The organism is Streptomyces cellostaticus (genome assembly GCF_023630175.1).
GTDB lineage: Bacteria > Actinomycetota > Actinomycetes > Streptomycetales > Streptomycetaceae > Streptomyces > Streptomyces cellostaticus_A.
This window is the reverse complement of record NZ_JALLIN010000035.1, coordinates 61,206-80,485: the sequence shown is the minus strand read 5'-3', so window position 1 is coordinate 80,485 and position 19,280 is coordinate 61,206. Positions and strand designations below refer to the sequence as shown.

At 73.1% G+C, this 19,280-nt stretch carries 12 protein-coding genes; 4 read left to right on the top strand and 8 right to left on the bottom strand.

What is annotated here, in order from left to right; translation table 11 throughout:
- Nucleotides 1–320: 320 nt before the first annotated feature.
- Both MXD57_RS22155 and ptsP read left to right on the top strand, forming a co-directional pair.
- Complete coding sequence (locus MXD57_RS22155; protein WP_250403500.1) at nucleotides 321–770, top strand: PTS sugar transporter subunit IIA; 450 nt, start codon at nucleotides 321–323, stop codon at nucleotides 768–770.
- Nucleotides 771–846: 76 nt separating this feature from the next.
- Entirely contained in the window at nucleotides 847–2,517 is a 1,671-nt protein-coding gene (ptsP, locus tag MXD57_RS22150; RefSeq protein ID WP_250403499.1) for a phosphoenolpyruvate--protein phosphotransferase, read from the top strand.
- A gap of 74 nt (nucleotides 2,518–2,591) precedes the next feature.
- Here ptsP and MXD57_RS22145 read toward each other — a convergent pair whose 3' ends face one another.
- Together MXD57_RS22145 and MXD57_RS22140 are read right to left on the bottom strand one after the other, a co-directional pair.
- Nucleotides 2,592–3,485 (bottom strand): hypothetical protein, encoded by an 894-nt coding sequence (locus tag MXD57_RS22145; RefSeq protein ID WP_250403498.1) that lies wholly within the window; start codon nucleotides 3,483–3,485, stop codon nucleotides 2,592–2,594.
- A gap of 182 nt (nucleotides 3,486–3,667) precedes the next feature.
- The gene (locus tag MXD57_RS22140) at nucleotides 3,668–5,635 is read right to left on the bottom strand and encodes an acetoacetate--CoA ligase (RefSeq protein WP_250403497.1); all 1,968 of its coding nucleotides are present in this window, start codon (nucleotides 5,633–5,635) and stop codon (nucleotides 3,668–3,670) included.
- A 214-nt stretch (nucleotides 5,636–5,849) separates the two neighbouring features.
- Here MXD57_RS22140 and MXD57_RS22135 point away from each other — a divergent pair, with 214 nt between their 5' ends.
- Nucleotides 5,850–8,204 (top strand): TIM-barrel domain-containing protein, encoded by a 2,355-nt coding sequence (locus MXD57_RS22135; protein WP_250403496.1) that lies wholly within the window; start codon nucleotides 5,850–5,852, stop codon nucleotides 8,202–8,204.
- 9 nt (nucleotides 8,205–8,213) lie between these two features.
- Here MXD57_RS22135 and MXD57_RS22130 read toward each other — a convergent pair whose 3' ends face one another.
- A complete protein-coding gene (locus MXD57_RS22130; RefSeq protein WP_250403495.1) occupies nucleotides 8,214–8,750 on the bottom strand; it encodes an NUDIX domain-containing protein in 537 nt (178 codons plus the stop codon).
- Nucleotides 8,751–8,950: 200 nt separating this feature from the next.
- Between MXD57_RS22130 and MXD57_RS22125 the strand changes: the two genes are divergently transcribed.
- Nucleotides 8,951–10,600 (top strand): EAL domain-containing protein, encoded by a 1,650-nt coding sequence (locus MXD57_RS22125; RefSeq protein WP_250403494.1) that lies wholly within the window; start codon nucleotides 8,951–8,953, stop codon nucleotides 10,598–10,600.
- A 349-nt stretch (nucleotides 10,601–10,949) separates the two neighbouring features.
- Here MXD57_RS22125 and MXD57_RS22120 read toward each other — a convergent pair whose 3' ends face one another.
- From MXD57_RS22120 to MXD57_RS22100, 5 genes are read right to left on the bottom strand one after another with little or no spacing between them, the layout of a single operon-like run.
- A complete protein-coding gene (locus MXD57_RS22120; protein WP_250403493.1) occupies nucleotides 10,950–11,555 on the bottom strand; it encodes a GTP-binding protein in 606 nt (201 codons plus the stop codon).
- Nucleotides 11,536–15,174 (bottom strand): hydantoinase B/oxoprolinase family protein, encoded by a 3,639-nt coding sequence (locus MXD57_RS22115; RefSeq protein ID WP_250403492.1) that lies wholly within the window; start codon nucleotides 15,172–15,174, stop codon nucleotides 11,536–11,538. The genes MXD57_RS22120 and MXD57_RS22115 overlap by 20 nt, the downstream gene beginning before the upstream one ends.
- A 24-nt stretch (nucleotides 15,175–15,198) precedes the next feature.
- Nucleotides 15,199–15,594: a DUF742 domain-containing protein gene (locus MXD57_RS22110; protein WP_250403491.1), complete on the bottom strand. Its 396-nt coding sequence runs from the start codon at nucleotides 15,592–15,594 to the stop codon at nucleotides 15,199–15,201.
- Nucleotides 15,595–15,603: 9 nt separating this feature from the next.
- Entirely contained in the window at nucleotides 15,604–16,038 is a 435-nt protein-coding gene (locus tag MXD57_RS22105; RefSeq protein ID WP_250403490.1) for a roadblock/LC7 domain-containing protein, read from the bottom strand.
- Complete coding sequence (locus tag MXD57_RS22100) at nucleotides 16,035–18,869, bottom strand: sensor histidine kinase (protein ID WP_250403489.1); 2,835 nt, start codon at nucleotides 18,867–18,869, stop codon at nucleotides 16,035–16,037. Before MXD57_RS22100 ends, MXD57_RS22105 begins: the two co-directional genes overlap by 4 nt.
- Nucleotides 18,870–19,280 lie beyond the last annotated feature (411 nt).

Below are 19,280 nucleotides of genomic sequence, written 5' to 3'. Positions count from 1 at the left end.
CTGTTCCAAACTCTATCAGTGTTTTTCCGACTCTCCGACCACCCTCCGCGGACATGCGGAAGGGACCCCGAGAGAGGATCTGACCAGTTTGGTTGCTGCCGGACCGCGACACTTTCGCGTCGCATCGCCCCAGGCAGGAGTACGACAGTACACGCGGCCTCGGAGGCCGTGCAAATCGAGAGCATTGGTGGTCTAGACCACTTGCTGGTAAGTTCCGTACGGAACCGTCACTTCCTTTGGCATACGCTGCTGCTCAGCGCCCCGTTTACGGGACAGGCAGTGACGGCCCCACCTGCAGCTCCACTCCTGGGAGGCTTCCCATGACCACCGTGACGTCCCCTCTCGCCGGTCGGGCCATCGGACTGGCCGAAGTGCCGGATCCGGTCTTCTCCGGGGCCATGGTCGGCCCGGGCACCGCGATCGACCCCGTGCGTGAGCCCTCCGTGGCCGTGGCGCCCGTGGACGGCGTCATCGTTTCCCTGCATCCGCACGCCTTCGTCGTGGTCGACGGCAGTGGGCACGGCGTGCTCACCCATCTGGGCATCGACACCGTTCAGCTCAACGGCGAGGGCTTCGAGCTGCTCGTCGGCAAGGGCGACACCGTGGCGCGTGGACAGGGCATCGTGCGCTGGGACCCGGCCGCGGTCGAGGCGGCCGGCAAGTCCCCCGTGTGCCCCGTCGTGGCCCTCGAGGCCACCGCCGAGTCCCTCTCCGAACTGCGGGACAGCGGTGACGTGAAGGCCGGCGACAGCCTCTTCTCCTGGAACTGAGGGCAGGGCCGCCGTCGGGCGGCGTACAGGACGACCACCGCGGCGGCGGTCCCGCCGCACTATCGGAGACGGTGAGATGGAGACAACGCTGCGAGGCGTCGGCGTGAGCCACGGTGTGGCGATCGGCGAGGTTCGGCACATGGGAACGGCGGTGCTGGAGCCGCCTGCCAAGCAGATACCCGCGGACGAGGCGGGACGCGAGCAGGGACGGGCCCGCCAGGCCGTGGACGCCGTGGCGGCCGACCTGACGGCGCGCGGCAACCTGGCCGGCGGCGAGGCCCAGGCGGTGCTCGAGGCGCAGGCCATGATGGCCCAGGATCCCGAGCTGATGGCCGACGTGGAACGGCGGATCGCCGTCGGGAGCACGGCCGAACGAGCCGTGTACGACGCGTTCGCCGCGTACCGCGAGCTGCTGGCCGGCGCCGGGGAGTACCTCGCCGGGCGGGTGGCCGACCTGGACGACGTGCGGAACCGCATCGTCGCCCGGCTCCTGGGCGTGCCGATGCCGGGTGTCCCGGACAGTGACAAGCCCTACGTACTGGTGGCACGCGATCTGGCGCCCGCGGACACGGCGCTGCTCGACCCCGCGCTCGTCCTCGGATTCGTGACCGAGGAGGGCGGGCCGACCAGCCACAGCGCCATCCTGGCGCGCGCCCTGGGCGTTCCGGCCGTCGTGGCACTGCCGGGCGCCGGGGAACTGGCCGAGGGGAAGGTGGTGGCCGTCGACGGCAGCACCGGTGACGTCTTCGTGAACCCGAGTGCCGAGAAGCGGGCCCGGCTGGAGGCGGCCGCCGCCGAACGCAGGGCCGCGCTGGCGGCGTCCACCGGTCCGGGCGCCACGGCCGACGGGCACAAGATGCCGCTGCTCGCCAACGTCGGCGGGCCCGCGGACCTGCCGGCCGCCGTGGCGGCGGGCGCCGAGGGTGTCGGTCTGTTCCGCACGGAGTTCCTGTTCCTGGACGACAGCGGGAACGCCCCGTCCGAGGACAAGCAGGTGGAGGCCTACCGGCAGGTGCTGGAGGCGTTCCCGGAAAGCCGTGTGGTGGTGCGGGTGCTGGACGCGGGCGCGGACAAGCCGCTCGCGTTCCTGACCCCTGCGGACGAGCCGAACCCCGCGCTGGGCGTGCGGGGTCTGCGGACGCTGCTCGACCACCCCGACGTGCTGCGCACTCAGCTCACCGCGCTGGCCAGAGCCGCGGAGGGGCTGCCGGTCTACCTGGAGGTCATGGCGCCCATGGTGGCGGACCGCGCGGATGCCCGGGCGTTCGCGGACGCCTGCCGCGAGGCGGGGCTCCGGGCGAAGTTCGGCGCGATGGTGGAGATCCCGTCCGCCGCGCTGCGGGCGCGTTCGATCCTCCAGGAGGTCGAGTTCCTTTCGCTGGGAACCAATGACCTCGCGCAGTACACCTTCGCCGCGGACCGCCAGGTGGGGGCGGTGTCACGGCTACAGGACCCGTGGCAGCCGGCGTTGCTCGACCTGGTGGCGCTGTCCGCCGAGGCGGCGAAGGCCGAGGGCAAGAGCTGCGGGGTGTGCGGTGAGGCCGCGTCCGACCCGCTGCTGGCCTGTGTGCTGACCGGTCTGGGCGTCACCTCCCTGTCGATGGGCGCGGCGTCCCTTCCGTACGTGCGGGCGACCCTGGCGAAGTACACGCTGGCGCAGTGCGAGCGGGCCGCCGCCGCCGCGCGGGCCGCGGACAGCGCCGCCGAGGCGCGCGGCGCCGCGCAGGCGGTGCTGTCCGGGGAGTAGCAGCCGGTCCCGGCTCGCACCGGTCGGTCCGGTCCAGGGGCGTCCCGCCGTCGGGTGGGGCGCCCCTGGCGCGTTCAGTGGCGGTGCTCCGGTGGTGTGTCCCGCCGTCCGAGGTCGGGCGGTGCGCAGTAGTCGACGTCCGGTTCGGGACTGATGAGGTCGCCGGATTCGGCGTCCGTGCAGTAGGCGTCGAAGACCTCGGCGGCGCTCAGGGGTACGAGGTCGCCGCCGCGCAGCCGCCAGCCGTGCACGCGGTCGGGCGTGCCGGGCGAGCTGACCCGCATGACCAGGCCGCCGGGGATCCGGGTGGCGAGGCCGAGGGCCACGACGCAGGTGAGTTCGAGGGCTTCCGCCTCGTCGACTTCGGGGGTGCCCTCGGTGCCCCGCTCGGCGTGGAGGACGGCGACGAGGGTCTCCGCCGGTGCCGAGACGCTGCAGACGAGATGACGGTCGCCGGGCGGGGCGGAGTCGAGGATGCGGGCGACGAGGTCGGAAGCGCGGGTGAAGGCGGCCCGGCCGATGTCCTCGCCGCAGGTGGCGCAGGGGCCGAGGCGGGTCAGAAGGATCGTGGCGTAGTCCTGGGCGGCCCGTCGTACGGATTCGTCGACGAGGTCGGGCAGGAGTGCGGTGAGCGGACGGCCGTCGTAGGGGACGGTGGGGGCGGTGGCCGCCAGTCGCGCGGTGAACCGGGCACGGCTGGCGGATGCCTCCGGGTCCAGGCCGGTCTCCGCGCAGAACGCGGCGTAGTCCTCGGGGTCGAACAGGGCCAGCGTGGTGTGTCCGCCCCGGGCCGCCCGGCTCTTCAGCAGGGATTCCACCTGCCGCAGGTAGGCGGTGTGGTCGTCGAAGACGAAGCTGCGGTAGCGCCGCATGACGCTGAAGTCGTGTTCGTCGGCGAGCAGTGCGATGGTGCCGGCGATCTCGCGGCGCAGGACGCGTCGCATGGTCTGCTGGTCGGTGTGCGCCATGTTTCCCCCAAGTGCGCGGTCGATCAGTGCTCACTCACAGTAACCGGGGGCACTGACAACGCCCCTGGCCGAGGTGGTCGGCCAGGGGATGGCGCGTCCGCCGCCCCGGACCGCGCCACCGTGACGGGGCGGGGTCCGAGGCCGTTCGCGCCGGGCTCTCGCGCAGACCGGGGGTCGGTGGATCAGCCGCGCTTGCGGGCCAGTTCCTCGTAGAAGCCCAGCAGCGTGAGGTCGTCGATGGAGCCGGGATTGACGGCCTTCTCCACAGGGGTGCCCTGGAGGAGGCGTTTGACCGGGACCTCGATGCGCTTGCCGGTCAGGGTGTGCGGGATACCGGGGACGGCGATGACCTCGTCGGGCACGTGGCGCGGCGAGAGCTGTTCGCGGATGGCCCGCTTGATGCGGTTCAGGAGCGTCTCGTCGAGGTCCGCGCCCGGTGCCAGGTGCACGAAGAGCGGCATCCAGTACCCCCCGTCGGGCTGCTCGACGCCGATGACGAGGGACTCCTTGATCTCGGGCAGCCGTTCGACCACTTCGTAGATGTCGGCCGAGCCCATGCGTACGCCCTGCCGGTTGAGGGTGGAGTCGGACCGGCCGTGGATGATCACCGATCCGCGCGAGGTCAGGGTGATCCAGTCGCCGTGCCGCCAGACGCCCGGGTAGGTGTCGAAGTAGCTGTCGTGGTACCGGCTGCCGTCGGGGTCGTTCCAGAAGTGGATCGGCATGGACGGCATCGGATTGGTGACGACCAGCTCGCCCACCTCGTCGACGAGGGGCGCACCGCTCGGGTCCCAGGACTGCAGGTCCGTGCCGAGGCCGGGCGCCTGGAGTTCGCCGGTGTACACGGGCAGGGTCGGTACGGCTCCGGCGAAGCAGGAGCAGACGTCCGTGCCACCGCTGACGGAGGCGATCCACAGGTCGTCGCGGACCTCGTCGTGCAGCCAGCGGAACCCGTCCGGCGGCAGTGGCGAGCCGGTGGTGGCGACGCACTGGACGCGGGAGAGGTCGAAGTCGCGGGAGGGGTGCACGCCCGCCTTGCGGCAGGCCATCACATAGGCGGCGGAGGTGCCGTAGAGGGTGGCTCCGGTGCGTTCGGCGACGCGCCACTGGGCGCCGGTGTCCGGGTAGCCGGGGCTGCCGTCGTACAGGACGATCGTCGTTCCCGTGAGCAGGCCGGAGACGAGGAAGTTCCACATCATCCAGCCGGTGGAGGTGTACCAGAAGAAACGGTCCTCGGGGCCGAGGTCGCAGTGCAGGCCGAGCTGCTTGAGGTGCTCCACCAGGATGCCGCCCTGGGACTGCACGATGGCCTTGGGCAGGCCGGTGGTCCCCGAGGAGTACAGGACCCACAGCGGATGGGCGAACGGGACCTGTTCGAAGACGGGCGCGGTGTCGGCCGCCGTCAGCTCCGACCACTCCAGGGTGCCCCCGGGTGCTTCGGTGCCCAGCAGCGGGATGTGGACGACGGCGCGCAGGGTGGGCAGCTCCCGGCGCAGCTCGGCGACGGTCTCGCGGCGGTCGTGCTCCTTGCCGCCGTAGCGGTAGCCGTCGACGGTGAACAGGACGACGGGTTCGACCTGCTGGAAGCGGTCGAGGACGCTGCGGGCGCCGAAGTCGGGGGCGCAGGAGGTCCACACGGCGCCCACGGCGGCCGTGGCCAGGAGGGCGACCACGGCCTCGGGGATGTTCGGGAGGTACCCGCTGACCCGGTCACCGGGGCGTACCCCGAGCGCTCGGAGTCCGGCGGCGAGGGAGCCGACCTGGCGGCGCAGCTCGGCCCAGGTCACGGGGCGCGGTTCATGGGTCTCGTCGACGTACAGCAGGGCCGGCTCGTCGGGGCGGGCGGCCGCGGCGCGCAGCGCGTGCTCGGCGTAGTTGAGGGTGGCGCCCGGGAACCACTCGGCGCCGGGCATGGAGCGGTCGCCGAGCACGCGCGTGCAGGGGGTCGAGAATCCGACGTCGAACCAGTCGGTGACGGCCTTCCAGAAGGTGTCCAGCTCCTCCACGGACCACTGGTGCAGTGCAGGGTAGCCGCCCTGGGCGGGGGCGCCGTGGTGCTCCGCGGCCCATGCCTGGAACTCGGTGATGCGTGCCCGGGCGATCCGCTCGGGATCGGGCTGCCAGAGCGGCTGGGGGTTCGCTGTCGACATGGGGCGGCTCCCGGGCTGTGCGCGTCGTGGGCGTCGGTCCGCGCACGGGCTGGGGTGTGCGCGTGACGCGGCTGACAGGGACGATGCCATGTGATCGACTTCCGCACCAGGGCGGGCCCCACATAGTCCGTGTCGTGAAGATGTGGCCGGGGCACGGGTGAACGGCAGTTGAACGACACCCGCGCGTGCGGCGGTCAGTGGCAGGGTGAGCAGCATGGACGGTCGTGACCTGGTGCGTTCGATGAGTGTTGGCGGTTCGGGGCGGGCGGCTCAGAGGTTGCGTACCGTGCGGGCGGCGTGGCGCAGGCGGCGGATCGACGCCGCCGGGCTGCCCCCGCGCGGGGCGGAGCGCGCGCGGGTCCCGGGGCGGGTGCGGAGTGCGGAGCCGGGGCCGGGGGGTGGGCTGATCCGGTTCAGCCGGTCCGAGCTGCGGATCACCGTGACGGCCGGCGGGGCCGTGTTCTGGGGCTGGGACGGGGCGGGTCCGGAGCCGTCGTACGCGCTGGCCGCGGCCCCGGAGCCCGATCCGCGGGCCGTGCTGGAACCGGACAAGGACGGCGGCTGGCGGGTGGTGGCCGAGCGGGTGACGGTCGTCGTCTCGCGGCACGGGGCGCTGGAGGTGTGCACTCCGGGTGGCGTGGTGCTGCGAAGGGAGCTGCCGCCGCGGTGGTGGGAGCCGGCCGGCGGGGGCGCGGCGCGGTGGACGCAGCGCTCCGAGGTGGCGGCGGACGCCCGGTTCTTCGGTCTGGGCGGGCGCGCGTGCGGCCCGCGGCTGCGGGACGGCGCCTACCGGCTGTGGAACACCGATCCGGGCCGCGCGTTCGGCCCGGGGGACGATCCGCTGTACGTGACCATGCCGGTGCAGTTGGTGGTCGCGGACGCCGCGACGCATCTGATGTTCCACGACACCACCTGGGACGGCACGGTGAGCCTGCGGGAGGGCGAGGAGGGGGCCGGGTCCGGACACGACCGGGCCGGGCGCTGTGAGCTGCGGGTGGACGGGGGGCCGCTGCGCTGCTGGGTGATGGTGGGCACGCCCGCGCGCGTACTGCTCATGTGGGCCGCCCTGACCGGGGCACCCGCGCTGCCGCCCGCCTGGGCGCTCGGCCACCAGCACGCACGGCGCTTCGGCGGTGAGCAGGAGGTGCGCCGGATCGTCGCGGGATACCAGGAGCGCGGTCTGCCGCTGGACGCGGTGCACCTGGGCACCGACCACCACGACGCCCATCAGGTGTTCACCGTCGACCGGGAGCGCTTCCCCAAGCTGCCGGTGCTCGCGGAGGAGCTGCGCCGGGACGGGATCCGGCTGGTGTCGATCGTCGACCCGGCGGTGAGGGCCGTACCGGGAGGCGCCGTGTACGACGGCGGCTCCGCTCTGGACGCGTTCGTGCGGGACGGTGCGGGGCGCACGGTCCGGGGGGAGGTCCGGTCCGGCGAGTCGGTCTTCCCGGACTTCACGCACGCGCGCGTGCGCAAGTGGTGGGGCGGGTTGTACGAGGAGCGGCTGGAGCAGGGCTTCGCGGGGTTCCGGCACGACATGAACGAGCCGACGTCGTTGAGCGCCTTCGGTGAGACGACACTGCCGCGTTCGGCCCGGCACGTCGTCGAGGGCCGCGGCGGCGACCACCGCGAGGCCCACAACGTGTACGCCCTGTGCATGGCCGGGGCGGGCTACGAGGCGCTGCGCGAGCTGTCGCCACGGGAACGGCCGTTCCTGCTCTCCCGGTCCGGCTGGGCGGGTATGCAGCGCTACGGCGGCACCTGGTCCGGGGATGTGGCGACGGGCTGGCCGGGGCTGCGGGCCTCGCTGTCGCTGGTGCTGGGGCTGGGGCTGTGCGGAGTGCCCTATTCGGGCCCGGACGTGGGCGGCTGCGACGGCAGTCCGTCGCCGGAGCTGTATCTGCGCTGGTTCCAGCTCGGCGCGTACCTGCCGTTGTTCCGGACGCACGCGGCTCGGGGGGCGGGGCGCAGGGAGCCCTGGGAGTTCGGTGCCGAGGTGCTGGAGCACGCGCGCGCGGCGCTGCTGGAACGCCGGCGTCTGCTGCCGTACTTCGTGACGCTGGCGCACCTGGCACGGCGCACCGGCGCGCCCTATGCGCGGCCGTTGTGGTGGGGGGCGCCGGAGGACCGCGCGCTGCGCGACTGCGAGGACGCCTTCCTGCTCGGGGACCAGTTGCTGGTTGTGCCGGTGCTCGGCCCCGGTACCGGCCGGCGTGCGGTGCGGCTGCCGCGGGGCCGCTGGTACGACACGGTCACGGAGGAGGCGTTCGAGGGTCCGGGGCAGGTCTTCCTGGACACGTCGCTGTCGCGGATCCCGGTGCTCGCGCGCGCGGGGGCGGTCCTTCCCGTCCGGGGTGCGGACGGCGGGCTGGAGCTGGAGGTGTGGGCGCCCGAGCGGGGGTGGACCGGGGGCGGTCTGGTCGTCCGGGACGTGGGCGACGGCTGGGACGAAGCGGAGATCGAGCGGTACGCGGCCCGCCGGCAGGGCCGGCGGGTGGTGGTGACCCGGGAGCGGGAGGACGGGGTGGCGGAGCCGCCGCACCCGGTGCGGGTGCGGGGACTGGGCTGAGCGGGTGGTTCAGATGTAGCGGCCCTCGAACCAGCCCCGTACCGCCAGGGTGTGCAGCGGGAAGGCGAGTTCCTCGGGACGGCGCAGCAGGTGCCAGCCCTCGGTCTCGTCCGTGGCGCTGGACGGTGGGAGTCCTTCGGCCGGGCGTTCGGGCAGGAGTCCGAACAGCAGCAGGTGTCCGTCGGGTGAGCTCATGGCGTCCGCCAGACGGACGTCTCGGGCGGCGGCGTGGATGCCCGTCTCCTCCGCGAGTTCGCGCACGACGGCCTGCTTCCAGTCCTCGCGGTCGTCGATGTAGCCGCCGGGCAGTGCCGTGCCTCCGCGCGCGGGGGCGACGGTCCGGGTGATGACGACCAGGGCCGTGCCGGTGGTGTCGTATACGGGCTGGAGTGCGACGGCGACCGGAAGCGGGTTGCGGTAGGCGACGGTGCCGCAGGAGGGGCAGGTGCGCGGCCAGCCCGTCACGCCCTCGCCGTAGGGCGCTCCGCAGGCGGAACAGTGGGCTCCGGGTGCGGAGTTGGCGATGGAATGCTGATTTTCGGACACGCGCGGACTGTATCCGATCAGGGGAGGGGCTGGTTCCGGCACTGACGAACCGGGAGCCGACGTGGAACGAGGGCTCCCGGTCCGCGTGTCGCAGGTGCGCCCCGACCGGCGCCTTCCACGCTCCGTGATCACCCGGGAATGCTGCGTGAACGTCTCATGAACTGCGCCTGGGCGCATTCCGGCGGCGCCATCATGCTCCCGTGCACTCCTGGACGGACACTCTCCGCTTCGCCTTCCAGCCGGTGGTCAGTCTGAGGACCGGCGCGGTCACCGCACTGGAGGTACTCGCCCGCCCGGAGGCCGGTGACGTCCTGGCCGAGGCTCGCCGGGACCCCGAACTCGACGGCAGGCTGGCCGTGCTGGCACTCCGCGCGGCGGCGCGCAAGGAGACGCTGCTGCCGCTGCACCTCAACGTGTTCGCCGCCACGCTCGCCGACCTCGGCGGTCTCGCGCGGCTGCACGACGCCGTCCGCGCGGCGGGGCGGATGCCGTGGGAGGTGACCCTCGACATCGTGCCGCCCTGCACCCATGTGCCGCAGCGGGCACTGCTGGAGGCGGTGGGCGCGCTGCGCGAGCAGGGGTTCCGGATCAGCGCGGACGGCATCGGGGACGGGGACATGCCCCTGCGTCTGCTCACCGACCTCTCCCCCGACCTGGTCAAGCTCGACGCCTCGCTGCTGGCGAGGCCGGCGGCCGTACTGGCGATGCGGACGCTGTGCGAGCAACTGGGCGCCCTCGTGGCGGTGGAGGGCGTGGAGACGGAACTGCAGTGCGCGGCCGCGCTGTCGGCCGGTGCGCAGCTCGCCCAGGGCGAGCTGTTCGCGCCGCCGGCCCGGATTCCGGCGACGGACGTCTATGTTCCGCCCCGCTCCCCCGGGGCCCCGGCCCCGCCCCGGACGGGGCCACCGGTGCGGGAGTTCGTGCGGCCCGCCGCCGTTCTGCCGGTGACCGCTTCGGCGGGGCAGGTGCGGGCGCTGCTGACCGGTTCACCGGACGTCTCCGGGGTGTTGCTCGTGGACCAGGCCGGGGTGCCCGTCCGTTCGGTGCACCGGTCGCGCTTCCTGCTGTCGATGTCGGGGCGGTACGGGCACGCCCTGTACGCGGACCGGCCCGCGCACAAGCTGGGCGACCCGCCGCGCGCGGTCGGAGCGGACGCCACCGCCTGGGAGGTGCTGGACGTCGTGGCGATCGGCGGCAGCGACCGCACCTCGGACGATGTGGCCGTCGTCGACCACCGCGGCCGGTGCGTGGGGGTGGTACGGCTCGCGGACCTCGTCCGGGCGCTGGCCGAGACCCGGGTGGAGGAGGCGGCCGGCCTGAACCCGCTGACCCGGCTGCCGGGTTCGGACGCGATCACGGGTGAGGTGGACCGGCGGATCGCCGAGGGGCGGGCGTTCGCGCTCAGCTGGCTGGACATCGATCATTTCAAGCAGGTCAACGACGGTGCGGGTTTCGCCGCGGGCGACGAGCTGATCCGGTCGGTGGGCCGGACTCTTCAGGCCGCCGCCGCGGGGTACGCGCGCGTGGGCCACATCGGCGGGGACGACTTCCTGGTGCTGGCCGAGGAGGAGGCACTGGAGCCGCTGGCCACCGCCGTGCTCGACGTCCGCTGGTCGGTGGGCGGCCGCCCGGTCACGCTGTCCCTGTCGACCGTGGTGTGCCGGCCCGGGAGCGTGTTCGACCATCGGCAGGCAGCCGCCCATCTCGCGCCGGTGAAGCGGGCCGCCAAGGCGCTGGCCGGGACGAGCTGGGTGCTCGCGCACGCGGGACTGCCCGGGCAGGAGATCCGGCGCGGCCACGGTCCGGCACCGGCCCGGGCGGGCCGCGCGACGGCGGAGCCGCTCGGCTGAACCACCCGGCCGGACCGGGCCGTTCGGAGCCCCACCTGCGGGAGGGCGGTCCTGGAAGGCCCGCCCGGGCGGGCGCCGTCAACGGTGCCGTCGGTGAGCTTGACGGCCTCCCGGTGCCGGTCAACACTTCCCGGTGTCAGCCGACATCGCCGTCCATGCGCGGCGCGGTCCGGCACCGCGCCACCGGTCTGTTCGCTGCCCATCGGCCTGCCCCCGGAGGCGGTACGGCTGCGCCGGCACGCGCGTGTGCACGACGCGTGGACCCCTCACACGCGCAGGGTGTCCCCGGGGTCCGCGGCCCGTACCTCTGTCGGCGGAGGTACGGGCCGCGCCGCGGGACGAGAGGGGGTCAGGTGGCGAGGGCCCGGCGGCGGCCCGCCGCGTACTCCATCGAGTGCTGGACGACGCCGATGAGCACCTCCTTGACCGACTCCCGTTCACGTGCGTCGCACAGCACCACCGGCACCGCCGCGTCCAGGTCGAGCGCCTGCCGCACGGACTCCGCGGGATACCGGGCCGCGCCCTCGAAGCAGTTGACGCCGACGACGAAGGGGATCGAGCGCCGCTCGAAGTAGTCGACGGCGGCGAAGCAGTCCTCCAGGCGACGCGTGTCCGCCAGGACCACCGCACCGAGCGCGCCCTCGGACAGTTCGTCCCACATGAACCAGAACCGTTCCTGCCCGGGGGTCCCGAACAGGTAGAGCACGAGGTCCTCGCGCAGGGTGATACGGCCGAAGTCCATGGCCACGGTGGTCGTGTGCTTCCCCTCCACGCCCCTGGTGTCGTCGACCGGACTCCCGGCCTCGGTGAGCAGTTCCTCGGTGCGCAGCGGTCTGATCTCGCTGACCGCGCCGACCAGTGTCGTCTTGCCCACGCCGAAGCCGCCGGCCACCAGGATCTTGAGCGTGACGGGCTCGACCGGGGGCTTGCCGCGTTCAGAACGCCCGAAGATCATCCGTTTCTTCTCCTGCTTGATCGTGTGCGGTTGACGGGCGGCCGTAGCCTCCGCCACCAGGGGTTTCGACGACCAGGACGTCGCCCGGTCCCACGTCCGCCGAGCCGCTCCCGCCGAGATCGGTGACCGTGCCGTCGGCTCGTTCCACCCGGTTGGCGCCGAGCGCGCCGGGTTCACCGCCCGCCATGCCGTACGGCGGTACGCGGCGGTGCTGCGAGAGCGTGGAGACCGTCATGGGTTCCAGGAAGCGGATGCGGCGCACGGCGCCGTCGCCGCCGCGCCGGCGCCCCGAGCCGCCGCTGCCGCGCCGGACGCCGAACTCCTCCAGCCGGACGGGCAGGCGCCACTCCAGCACCTCGGGGTCGGTGAGCCGTGAGTTGGTCATGTGGGTCTGCACGACGTCGGCGCCGGGGAAGCCGTCGCCGGCACCGGATCCGGAGGCGACGGTCTCGTAGTACTGGTGGCGTTCGTTGCCGAAGGTGACGTTGTTCATGGTCCCGGAGCCCTCCGCCTGCACGCCGAGCGCGGCGTAGAGGGCTCCGGTGACGGCCTGGGACGTCTCCACGTTGCCCGCGACGACGGCGGCGGGCGGCTCGGGAGCGAGCATCGAGCCGGGGGGTACGACGATGTCCAGCGGGCGCAGGCACCCGTCGTTGAGCGGGATCTCGTCGGCGACCAGGGTGCGGAAGACGTACAGGACGGCCGCGTCGACCACCGAGGAGGGGGCGTTGAAGTTGGTGGCGAGCTGCGCGGAGGTGCCGGTGAAGTCGATGGTCGCGCCTCGCTCGGCGCGGTCGACGCGCACCCGGACGCGGATGACGGCGCCGGAGTCCGTCTCGTAGGCGTACTCGCCGTCGTCCAGGGCGTCGATGACCCGGCGGACCGCCTCCTCCGCGTTGTCCTGGACGTGCCGCATGTAGGCCTGGACGACGTCGAGGCCGAACTCCTCGATCATGCGGCGGACCTCGTCGGCGCCCTTGCGGTTGGCGGCGATCTGCGCGCGCAGGTCGGCGAGGTTGGTGCGGACGTTGCGGGAGGGGTGCGGGGCCCCGGTGAGCAGGCGGCGGGTTTCCTCCTCACGGAAGCGGCCGTCCTGGGCGAGCAGCCAGTTGTCGAAGAGGACGCCCTCCTCGTCGATGGTCCGGCTGTGGGCGGGCATGGAGCCGGGGGCGATGCCGCCGATCTCGGCGTGGTGGCCGCGGGAGGCGACGTAGAAGAGGATCTCCGGTTCACTCCCCGTGACCGTCGCGTCCTCGGTGTCGAAGACCGGGGTGATCACGGTGACGTCGGGCAGGTGGGTGCCGCCGTGGTAGGGGTCGTTGACGGCATAGGTGTCGCCGGGGCGCATCGAGGTGCCGCGACGCCGGATGACCTCCTTGACGCTGGTGCCCATGGAGCCCAGGTGGACGGGGATGTGGGGTGCGTTGGCCACCAGGTTGCCCAGCGGGTCGAACAGGGCGCAGGAGAAGTCCAGCCGCTCCTTGATGTTGACGGACTGGGCCGTGGACTCCAGCCGGGCGCCCATCTGTTCCGCGATCGACATGAAGAGGTTGTTGAAGACCTCGAGCAGAACGGGATCGACTTTCGTGTCGGCTTCGGAACTCTCCGTGATCGCCGCGCGTTCCATGACCAGATGCCCGTCGTCTCCGGCCACGGCCCGCCAGCCGTCGTCGACGACGGTCGTGGCGCCTGGCTCGGTGATGATCGCGGGCCCGGTGACGGTCTCGCCGGGGGGAAGGGCCTCCCGGCGGTGGAGGGGTACGTCGTGCCAGGCGCCGCCGGTGTGCAGGCGGACGGTTCGCGGTGCGGCGCGGTGGCCCTCGTACGGGGCGAGGGCGGAGAGGTCGGGGGGTGCGGTGATGCCGGTGGCTTCGACGGAGAGCGCTTCGACGACGATCGGGCGGTCCAGGGTGAAGGAGTACATGGCGCGATGACGTTCCTCGAAGGCGTGCGCCATCGTGCCGGGCCCGGTCAGCTCCACGGTGAGGGTGGTGTCGGTGCCGTCGTAGCGCAGTTGCGCGCGGCGGGTGACCTGGATGCGGTCCTCCGGTACGTCCTCGGCGCGCAGTTCGGCGCGGGCGGCGTGCTCGAGGGCGGCGGCGGTCTCGCGGACGCCCGGCATCGCGGCGGCTTCCAGGGGCGCCTCGACGGACTGTTCACGCATGGCCGTGGTGTCGGCGAGGCCGATGCCGAGCGCGGAGAGCACGCCGGCCATGGGAGGTACGAGGACGGTGCGGATGCCCAGGGAGTCGGCCACCCGGCACGCGTGCTGGCCGCCCGCTCCCCCGAAGGTGGTCAGGGCGTAGCGGGTGACGTCGTGGCCCTTCTGGACGGAGATCCGTTTCACGGCGTTGGCGATGTTGGCGACGGCGATCCGCAGGTAGCCCTCGGCCACCTGCTCGGGCGTGCGGTCGTCCCCGGTCCGCTCCCGGATCTCGTGTGCGAGGGCGGTGAAGCGGTCCCGGACGACGGCGGCGTCGAGGGGCTGGTCGCCGTGCGGGCCGAACACCGCGGGGAAGTGGGCGGCCGGGACGCGGCCGAGCATCACGTTGGCGTCGGTGACGGTGAGCGGGCCGCCCGCGCGGTAGCACGCGGGCCCGGGAGCGGCACCGGCCGAGTCGGGGCCGACGCGGTAGCGGGAGCCGTCGAAGTGGAGCACGGAGCCGCCGCCGGCGGCGACGGTGTGGATGTCCAGCATCGGGGCGCGCAGCCGGACGCCGGCGATCTGGCTGGTGAAGACGTGTTCGTAGGCGCCGGCGAAGTGCGAGACGTCGGTGGAGGTGCCCCCCATGTCGAAGCCGATGACGCGGTCGAAGCCGGCCCGCTGCGACATACGGGCCATGCCCACGATGCCGCCGGCCGGTCCGGACAGGACGGCGTCCTTGCCGCGGAACTGTCCGGCCTCGGTGAGTCCTCCGTTGGACTGCATGAACATCAGCCGCACCCCGCGCAGTTCGTCGGCGACGTGGCGTACGTAGCGGCGCAGCACCGGGGACAGGTAGGCGTCGACGACGGCGGTGTCACCGCGGGGGACGAGCTTCATCAGCGGGCTGGTCTCGCTGGACAGCGAGACCTGCGGGAAACCGGTGCGTGCGGCGAGGTCGCCGACGGCGCGTTCGTGGGCGGGGTGCAGATGGCTGTGCAGGCAGACGACGGCCACCGCGCGGATCCCGTCGTCGTACGCCTGCCGGAGCGGTCCCGCGAGCGACCCGAGGTCGGGGGCGCGCAGCACGGTTCCGTCGGCGGCGATGCGTTCGTCGACCTCGACGACCCGCTCGTACAGCGGCCCGGGCAGCCGGATGTGACGGGCGAAGATGGCCGGGCGGTTCTGGTAGGCGATGCGCAGGGCGTCGCGGAAGCCTCGGGTGATCACCAGCAGGGTGCGTTCGCCCTTGCGTTCCAGCAGTGCGTTGGTGGCGACGGTGGTGCCCATGCGCACGGCGTCGACGGGCTCCCGGGAGCCGTCCAGCAGTTCCCGGACGCCCGCGACCGCCGCGTCGGCGTACCGCCCGGGGTTGTCCGACAGCAGTTTGTGAGTGAGCAGCCGGCCGTCCGGACGGCGCGCCACGATGTCGGTGAAGGTGCCGCCTCGGTCGACCCAGAACTGCCAGCCAGTCACGTCGTCACTCCGCTTCCGCGCCGGTCACAGCGCCCGGAGGCCGTTGATCACGTCGCGCAGAATACTCTCGTCCGGCAGCTCGGCCGGGGGTACCGGCCGTGTCACACGGACGAGTTTCGCGTGCACGAGGTCCCCGATCAGGACGCGCACGACGCCGATGGGCAGGTTCAGTTCCGCGGCGATCTCGGCGACGGACTGCGGGGTCCGGGCGCAGAGCCCGACGATCTCCATGTGCTCGGGGGCGAGCGACGGGTCCGTCTCCGGGTCCTCGGCACCGGGCTCGCCGACGACGACCGCGATCAGATCGAGGCGGTGCTGGCCCGCGCTCGTGGTACGGCCGCGTGTCATGGCGTACGGACGGACGACCGGTCCGGCCTCGTCGTCGAACCAGTGGCTGCTTCCCTGACCGTCTCCGCTCATGCCATCCCACTACCCACCTGCGGACAGATCGGTGCGCGGTGCGGTGATCAGATGCACGCCGACCCGCTTGACCAGCAGTGTCATCTCGTAGGCGACCTGCCCGACGTCGGAGTCGGCGTCGGACAGGACGGCGAGGCAGCTCCCGTCGCCGGCGGCGGTGACGAACAGGAAGGCGTCGTCGAGCTCGACCACGGTCTGCCGGACGCTGCCCGCCTCGAAGTGGCGGCCCACGCCCTTGGCGAGGCTGTGGAAGCCGGAGGCGACCGCGGCCAGGTGTTCGCTGTCCTCCCGGGTCAGGTCCTTGGACGCCCCCGTGGGCAGGCCGTCGCCGGAGAGCACCACGGCTCTGCGGATGCCCGCGACGCGGTCGACGAGTTCGTCGAGGAGCCAGTTCAGCTCGCCCTTGTTCTGCTCCGTGTGGCCGGTGGCCTTCGGTGCGGTCATCGACCGTCCCCCTCAGTCGTTCCTTGTGCTGTGCCGTTGCGTGTGTCGTCGCCCGAGGCGTTCTCCTCACGGCCGCGCCGCCAGCCGCGCTGCAGCGACGCCATCCGGTCGCGGACCTCGTCGGCGTCGCGGTCGGCCGGATCCTCGGCGTGTCCGGGGCGCCGTGTGGGTTCCTGCTGCAGTTGCGGGGCCAGGTTGGCCTGCCGGACACGGCGGGGCAGCGGCCCGGTGCCGGACGCGGGTCCCGGGTCCGGGTCGTCCGCGGCCTGGGGGCGGTCGCCGGGTCCGCGGCCGGAAGCGGCCAGCGGGGGCCGGGTCCGCCGGGGCAGGGCCGGGACCTCTGCGCCCGGTTCCGCGCCGTCACCCGGCGGGACCGTGCGCTCGTCCGCGCGGTCGGGGAGGGCGGAGGTCCGCCGGGCCGACGTGCCACGCCGGCGGGCGGTCAGCGGGGCCGGTCCGGTGGTGTCGGGGCGGCGCGGGCCGGGGGCGGGCTGGTCGTCGGGGTCGCCGCGCCGGGCGCGCTGCTCGACGACGGGCCGGCCGTGCGAGCTGACCAGCTTGGGCGTCTGGCGCCGGGGCAGCGGCACGGGGCCGCCGGTGCGGTCGGGGTCCGGGCTGTCGGCGATGCTCGGAGGGACCGGCGGACGGGGGCCGTCCGACCGTGCGATCCGCCGTTCGTCGGCGTGGTCCCGGGTCCGGCGGGAACGGAACAGGTGGCCGCGTTCGCTCTCCTCGTCCGTCAGGGCGCCGGGGAAGTCGTCGATGGCGTCCAGGTCCACCGGCGCCTCCAGCTCGACCGGCCCGTCCAGCAGGGAGGTGGGCAGGCCGGGGAGCGGCGCGGGCGCCTGGGGCCGGGCGGGGTCGAGTCCCCCGGCCCGTCCGGCCTCCTTCGCCGGGCGGGCGCGGTCGAGGCGGAAGCCGATGCCGTTGGTGTCCGGGACGTCGTCGGACAGCAGCAGGTCGGGGAGGAAGACGACGGCGGTGGTGCCGCCGTAGGGGGACGGTTGCAGGGAGACCCGGACGTTCTGGCGCTGGGCGAGGCGGCTGACCACGAAGAGGCCGAGCCGGTCCGTGTCGGAGAGCTCGAACTCGGGGGTCTCGGCGAGCCGGAGGTTGGCGTCCAGCAGCGCCTCGGCGGTCATGCCGAGCCCCCGGTCGTGGATCTCCAGGGTGAAGCCGTTGGCGACCCGCTCACCGAGGACCTGGACTGCGGTGTGCGGCGGCGAGAAGACGGTGGCGTTCTCCAGGAGTTCGGCCACCAGATGCGTGACGTCGGCGACCGCCGGGCCGGTGACGGCGACCCTCGGCAGGCGCCGGACCTCGATGCGCTCGTAGTCCTCCACCTCGGCGACGGCGGCCCGGACGATGTCCATGAGCTGCACGGGGCGGCGCCACTGCCGCGACGGTGCCGCACCGGAGAGGATCACCAGGCCCTCGGCGTGCCGGCGCATACGGGTGGTGAGGTGGTCCAGCCGGAAGAGGTCGGCGAGTTCGTCGGTGTCCTCGGTCCTGCGCTCCATGGTGTCGAGCAGGGTCAGCTGCTTGTGCAGCAGGACCTGGCTGCGCCGCGCGAGGTTGACGAACACGTCGGAGACACCGGACCGCAGTTCGGCCTGCTTCACCGCGGCCTCGACGGCGGCGCGCTGCAGGGTGTTGAGGGCCTGCCCGACCTCGCCGATCTCGTTCTTTTCGTACTCCAGCCGCGGCACCTCGGTCTCCACGTCGACCTGTTCACCGGCGGAGAGGCGGCGCATCACGCCGGGAAGCCGCACTCCCGACGCCTCGTGCGCCTCCAGGCGCAGCTTGCGCAGGTCACGCACGAGACCTCGGCCGAAGCGCACGGACAGGACCACGGACACCAGGAGGGCGACCAGGCCGAGGACCCCCGTGACGGCCGCCTGCGCGATCACGCCGACGGCCACGGGTCGCGTCCGGTCCTGGAGCCGTTCCGCGGCCTGGTCGTCGAGGGTGCCGAGTTCGTCGAGAACTCCGGCCGCGCCGGCGTCCCAGCTCCGCGCGGTGACGCCGCGCGGGCTTCCGGGACCGGTGCCGGTGACGGACTGCTCGGCCGCCAGCAGCGAGGCGGTGGTGGCGTTCTCCCAGAAGCGCTCGTAACGGTCGCGCTCGGAGGCGGGGAGCTGCGGCAGGCTGATGTCGTAGAGCAGCTCGCGTTGGGCGACGAGGTCGGATACGTTCCGGGTCTCGTCGCGGGAGACCTTGCCCACCACCAGCGCGGAGCCGAGCAACGCGTCCTCGCGGGCCAGGAGTTCGCGGGCTCGGGTGAGGTTGACGAGGGCGCGTGCCTGCTCGTCCGTCTCGACGCTGTCGATGCCGTCGAGGGAGGCCAGCAGGGTGAAGCAGGGGTCGATGAGGCGGTTGTAGCGGTCGAAGGCCTGGGCCCGGCTGACCGTGCGCGCCTCGACACCGCGGCGCAGGGAGTCGAGGCCGTCGAAGGCGTCCAGGACCGTGGTCAGACGTTCGCCGTCGTCCCCGTCCATGCCGTCGACGACCTCCCCGTCCCGGGCGTGCTCGCGTATCTCGGCCAGGGAGCGGTCGGTCGCGCTGCGGGTGCGGTGGAGCGCCGCGAGGGCGTCGGCCGCGCGCGGATCGGCGAGGTAGACGAGGGTCTGGCGGCGTTCCTGCTGCAGGCCGCGGGCGGCGTCCTCGATGGGGTGGCCGATGTGCCGCACGATGTCGGACACGCTGAAGAGCCGGGTGACCTCACGCCCCGTGAGCACCGTGGCGAAGCCCCAGACAGCGGTCAGGGACACCAGCGGCACGAGAAGCAGCGCCACGATCTTCCGGCGGATCGACTTCCCGCGAAAGCGCATGGCCTCCCCCAGCTCGACCCCCGCCGGACGGGGGCGCACATGTGCGTCAACAAACGGCGTGAGCCTACTACCGCGGCGCGGTCGACTCGAAGACGCATCTGGCGTGCGAACGTCCGTACCGGGGGCGAGAGATGACGAGTTGTCCGGGCATTGCGGGACTTTGCGCCCGGGATGCGGGGGCTCGCGACGCGAGCGGCCGGAGGAGTACGGACAATTGGTTGGCCTGAATTTTTCGCCGTCGGGAATCTTTACGGCGCGATGCTCGTCTTCCTCGATGGGCAATGGGGGCGGAATCGGATGCAGGAGCCGCATCCCGCACCCCGGCGGCGTAAAAGCGCGCAAGCCGGGCAGCCACAGGGAGTCGGCGTCTTCGGACAACGGGGCAAGGGGCCCGCCGGCGGTGGGGAGTGA

Bases quoted from the DNA above. Each gene is read 5' to 3' on its own strand.
- MXD57_RS22155 (WP_250403500.1), top strand. From the start codon at position 321: ATGACCACCGTGACGTCCCCTCTCGCCGGTCGGGCCATCGGACTGGCC.
- ptsP (WP_250403499.1), top strand. From the start codon at position 847: ATGGAGACAACGCTGCGAGGCGTCGGCGTGAGCCACGGTGTGGCGATC.
- MXD57_RS22145 (WP_250403498.1), bottom strand. From the start codon at position 3,485: ATGGCGCACACCGACCAGCAGACCATGCGACGCGTCCTGCGCCGCGAG.
- MXD57_RS22140 (WP_250403497.1), bottom strand. From the start codon at position 5,635: ATGTCGACAGCGAACCCCCAGCCGCTCTGGCAGCCCGATCCCGAGCGG.
- MXD57_RS22135 (WP_250403496.1), top strand. From the start codon at position 5,850: ATGGACGGTCGTGACCTGGTGCGTTCGATGAGTGTTGGCGGTTCGGGG.
- MXD57_RS22120 (WP_250403493.1), bottom strand. From the start codon at position 11,555: ATGATCTTCGGGCGTTCTGAACGCGGCAAGCCCCCGGTCGAGCCCGTC.
- MXD57_RS22110 (WP_250403491.1), bottom strand. From the start codon at position 15,594: ATGAGCGGAGACGGTCAGGGAAGCAGCCACTGGTTCGACGACGAGGCC.
- MXD57_RS22105 (WP_250403490.1), bottom strand. From the start codon at position 16,038: ATGACCGCACCGAAGGCCACCGGCCACACGGAGCAGAACAAGGGCGAG.
- MXD57_RS22100 (WP_250403489.1), bottom strand. From the start codon at position 18,869: ATGCGCTTTCGCGGGAAGTCGATCCGCCGGAAGATCGTGGCGCTGCTT.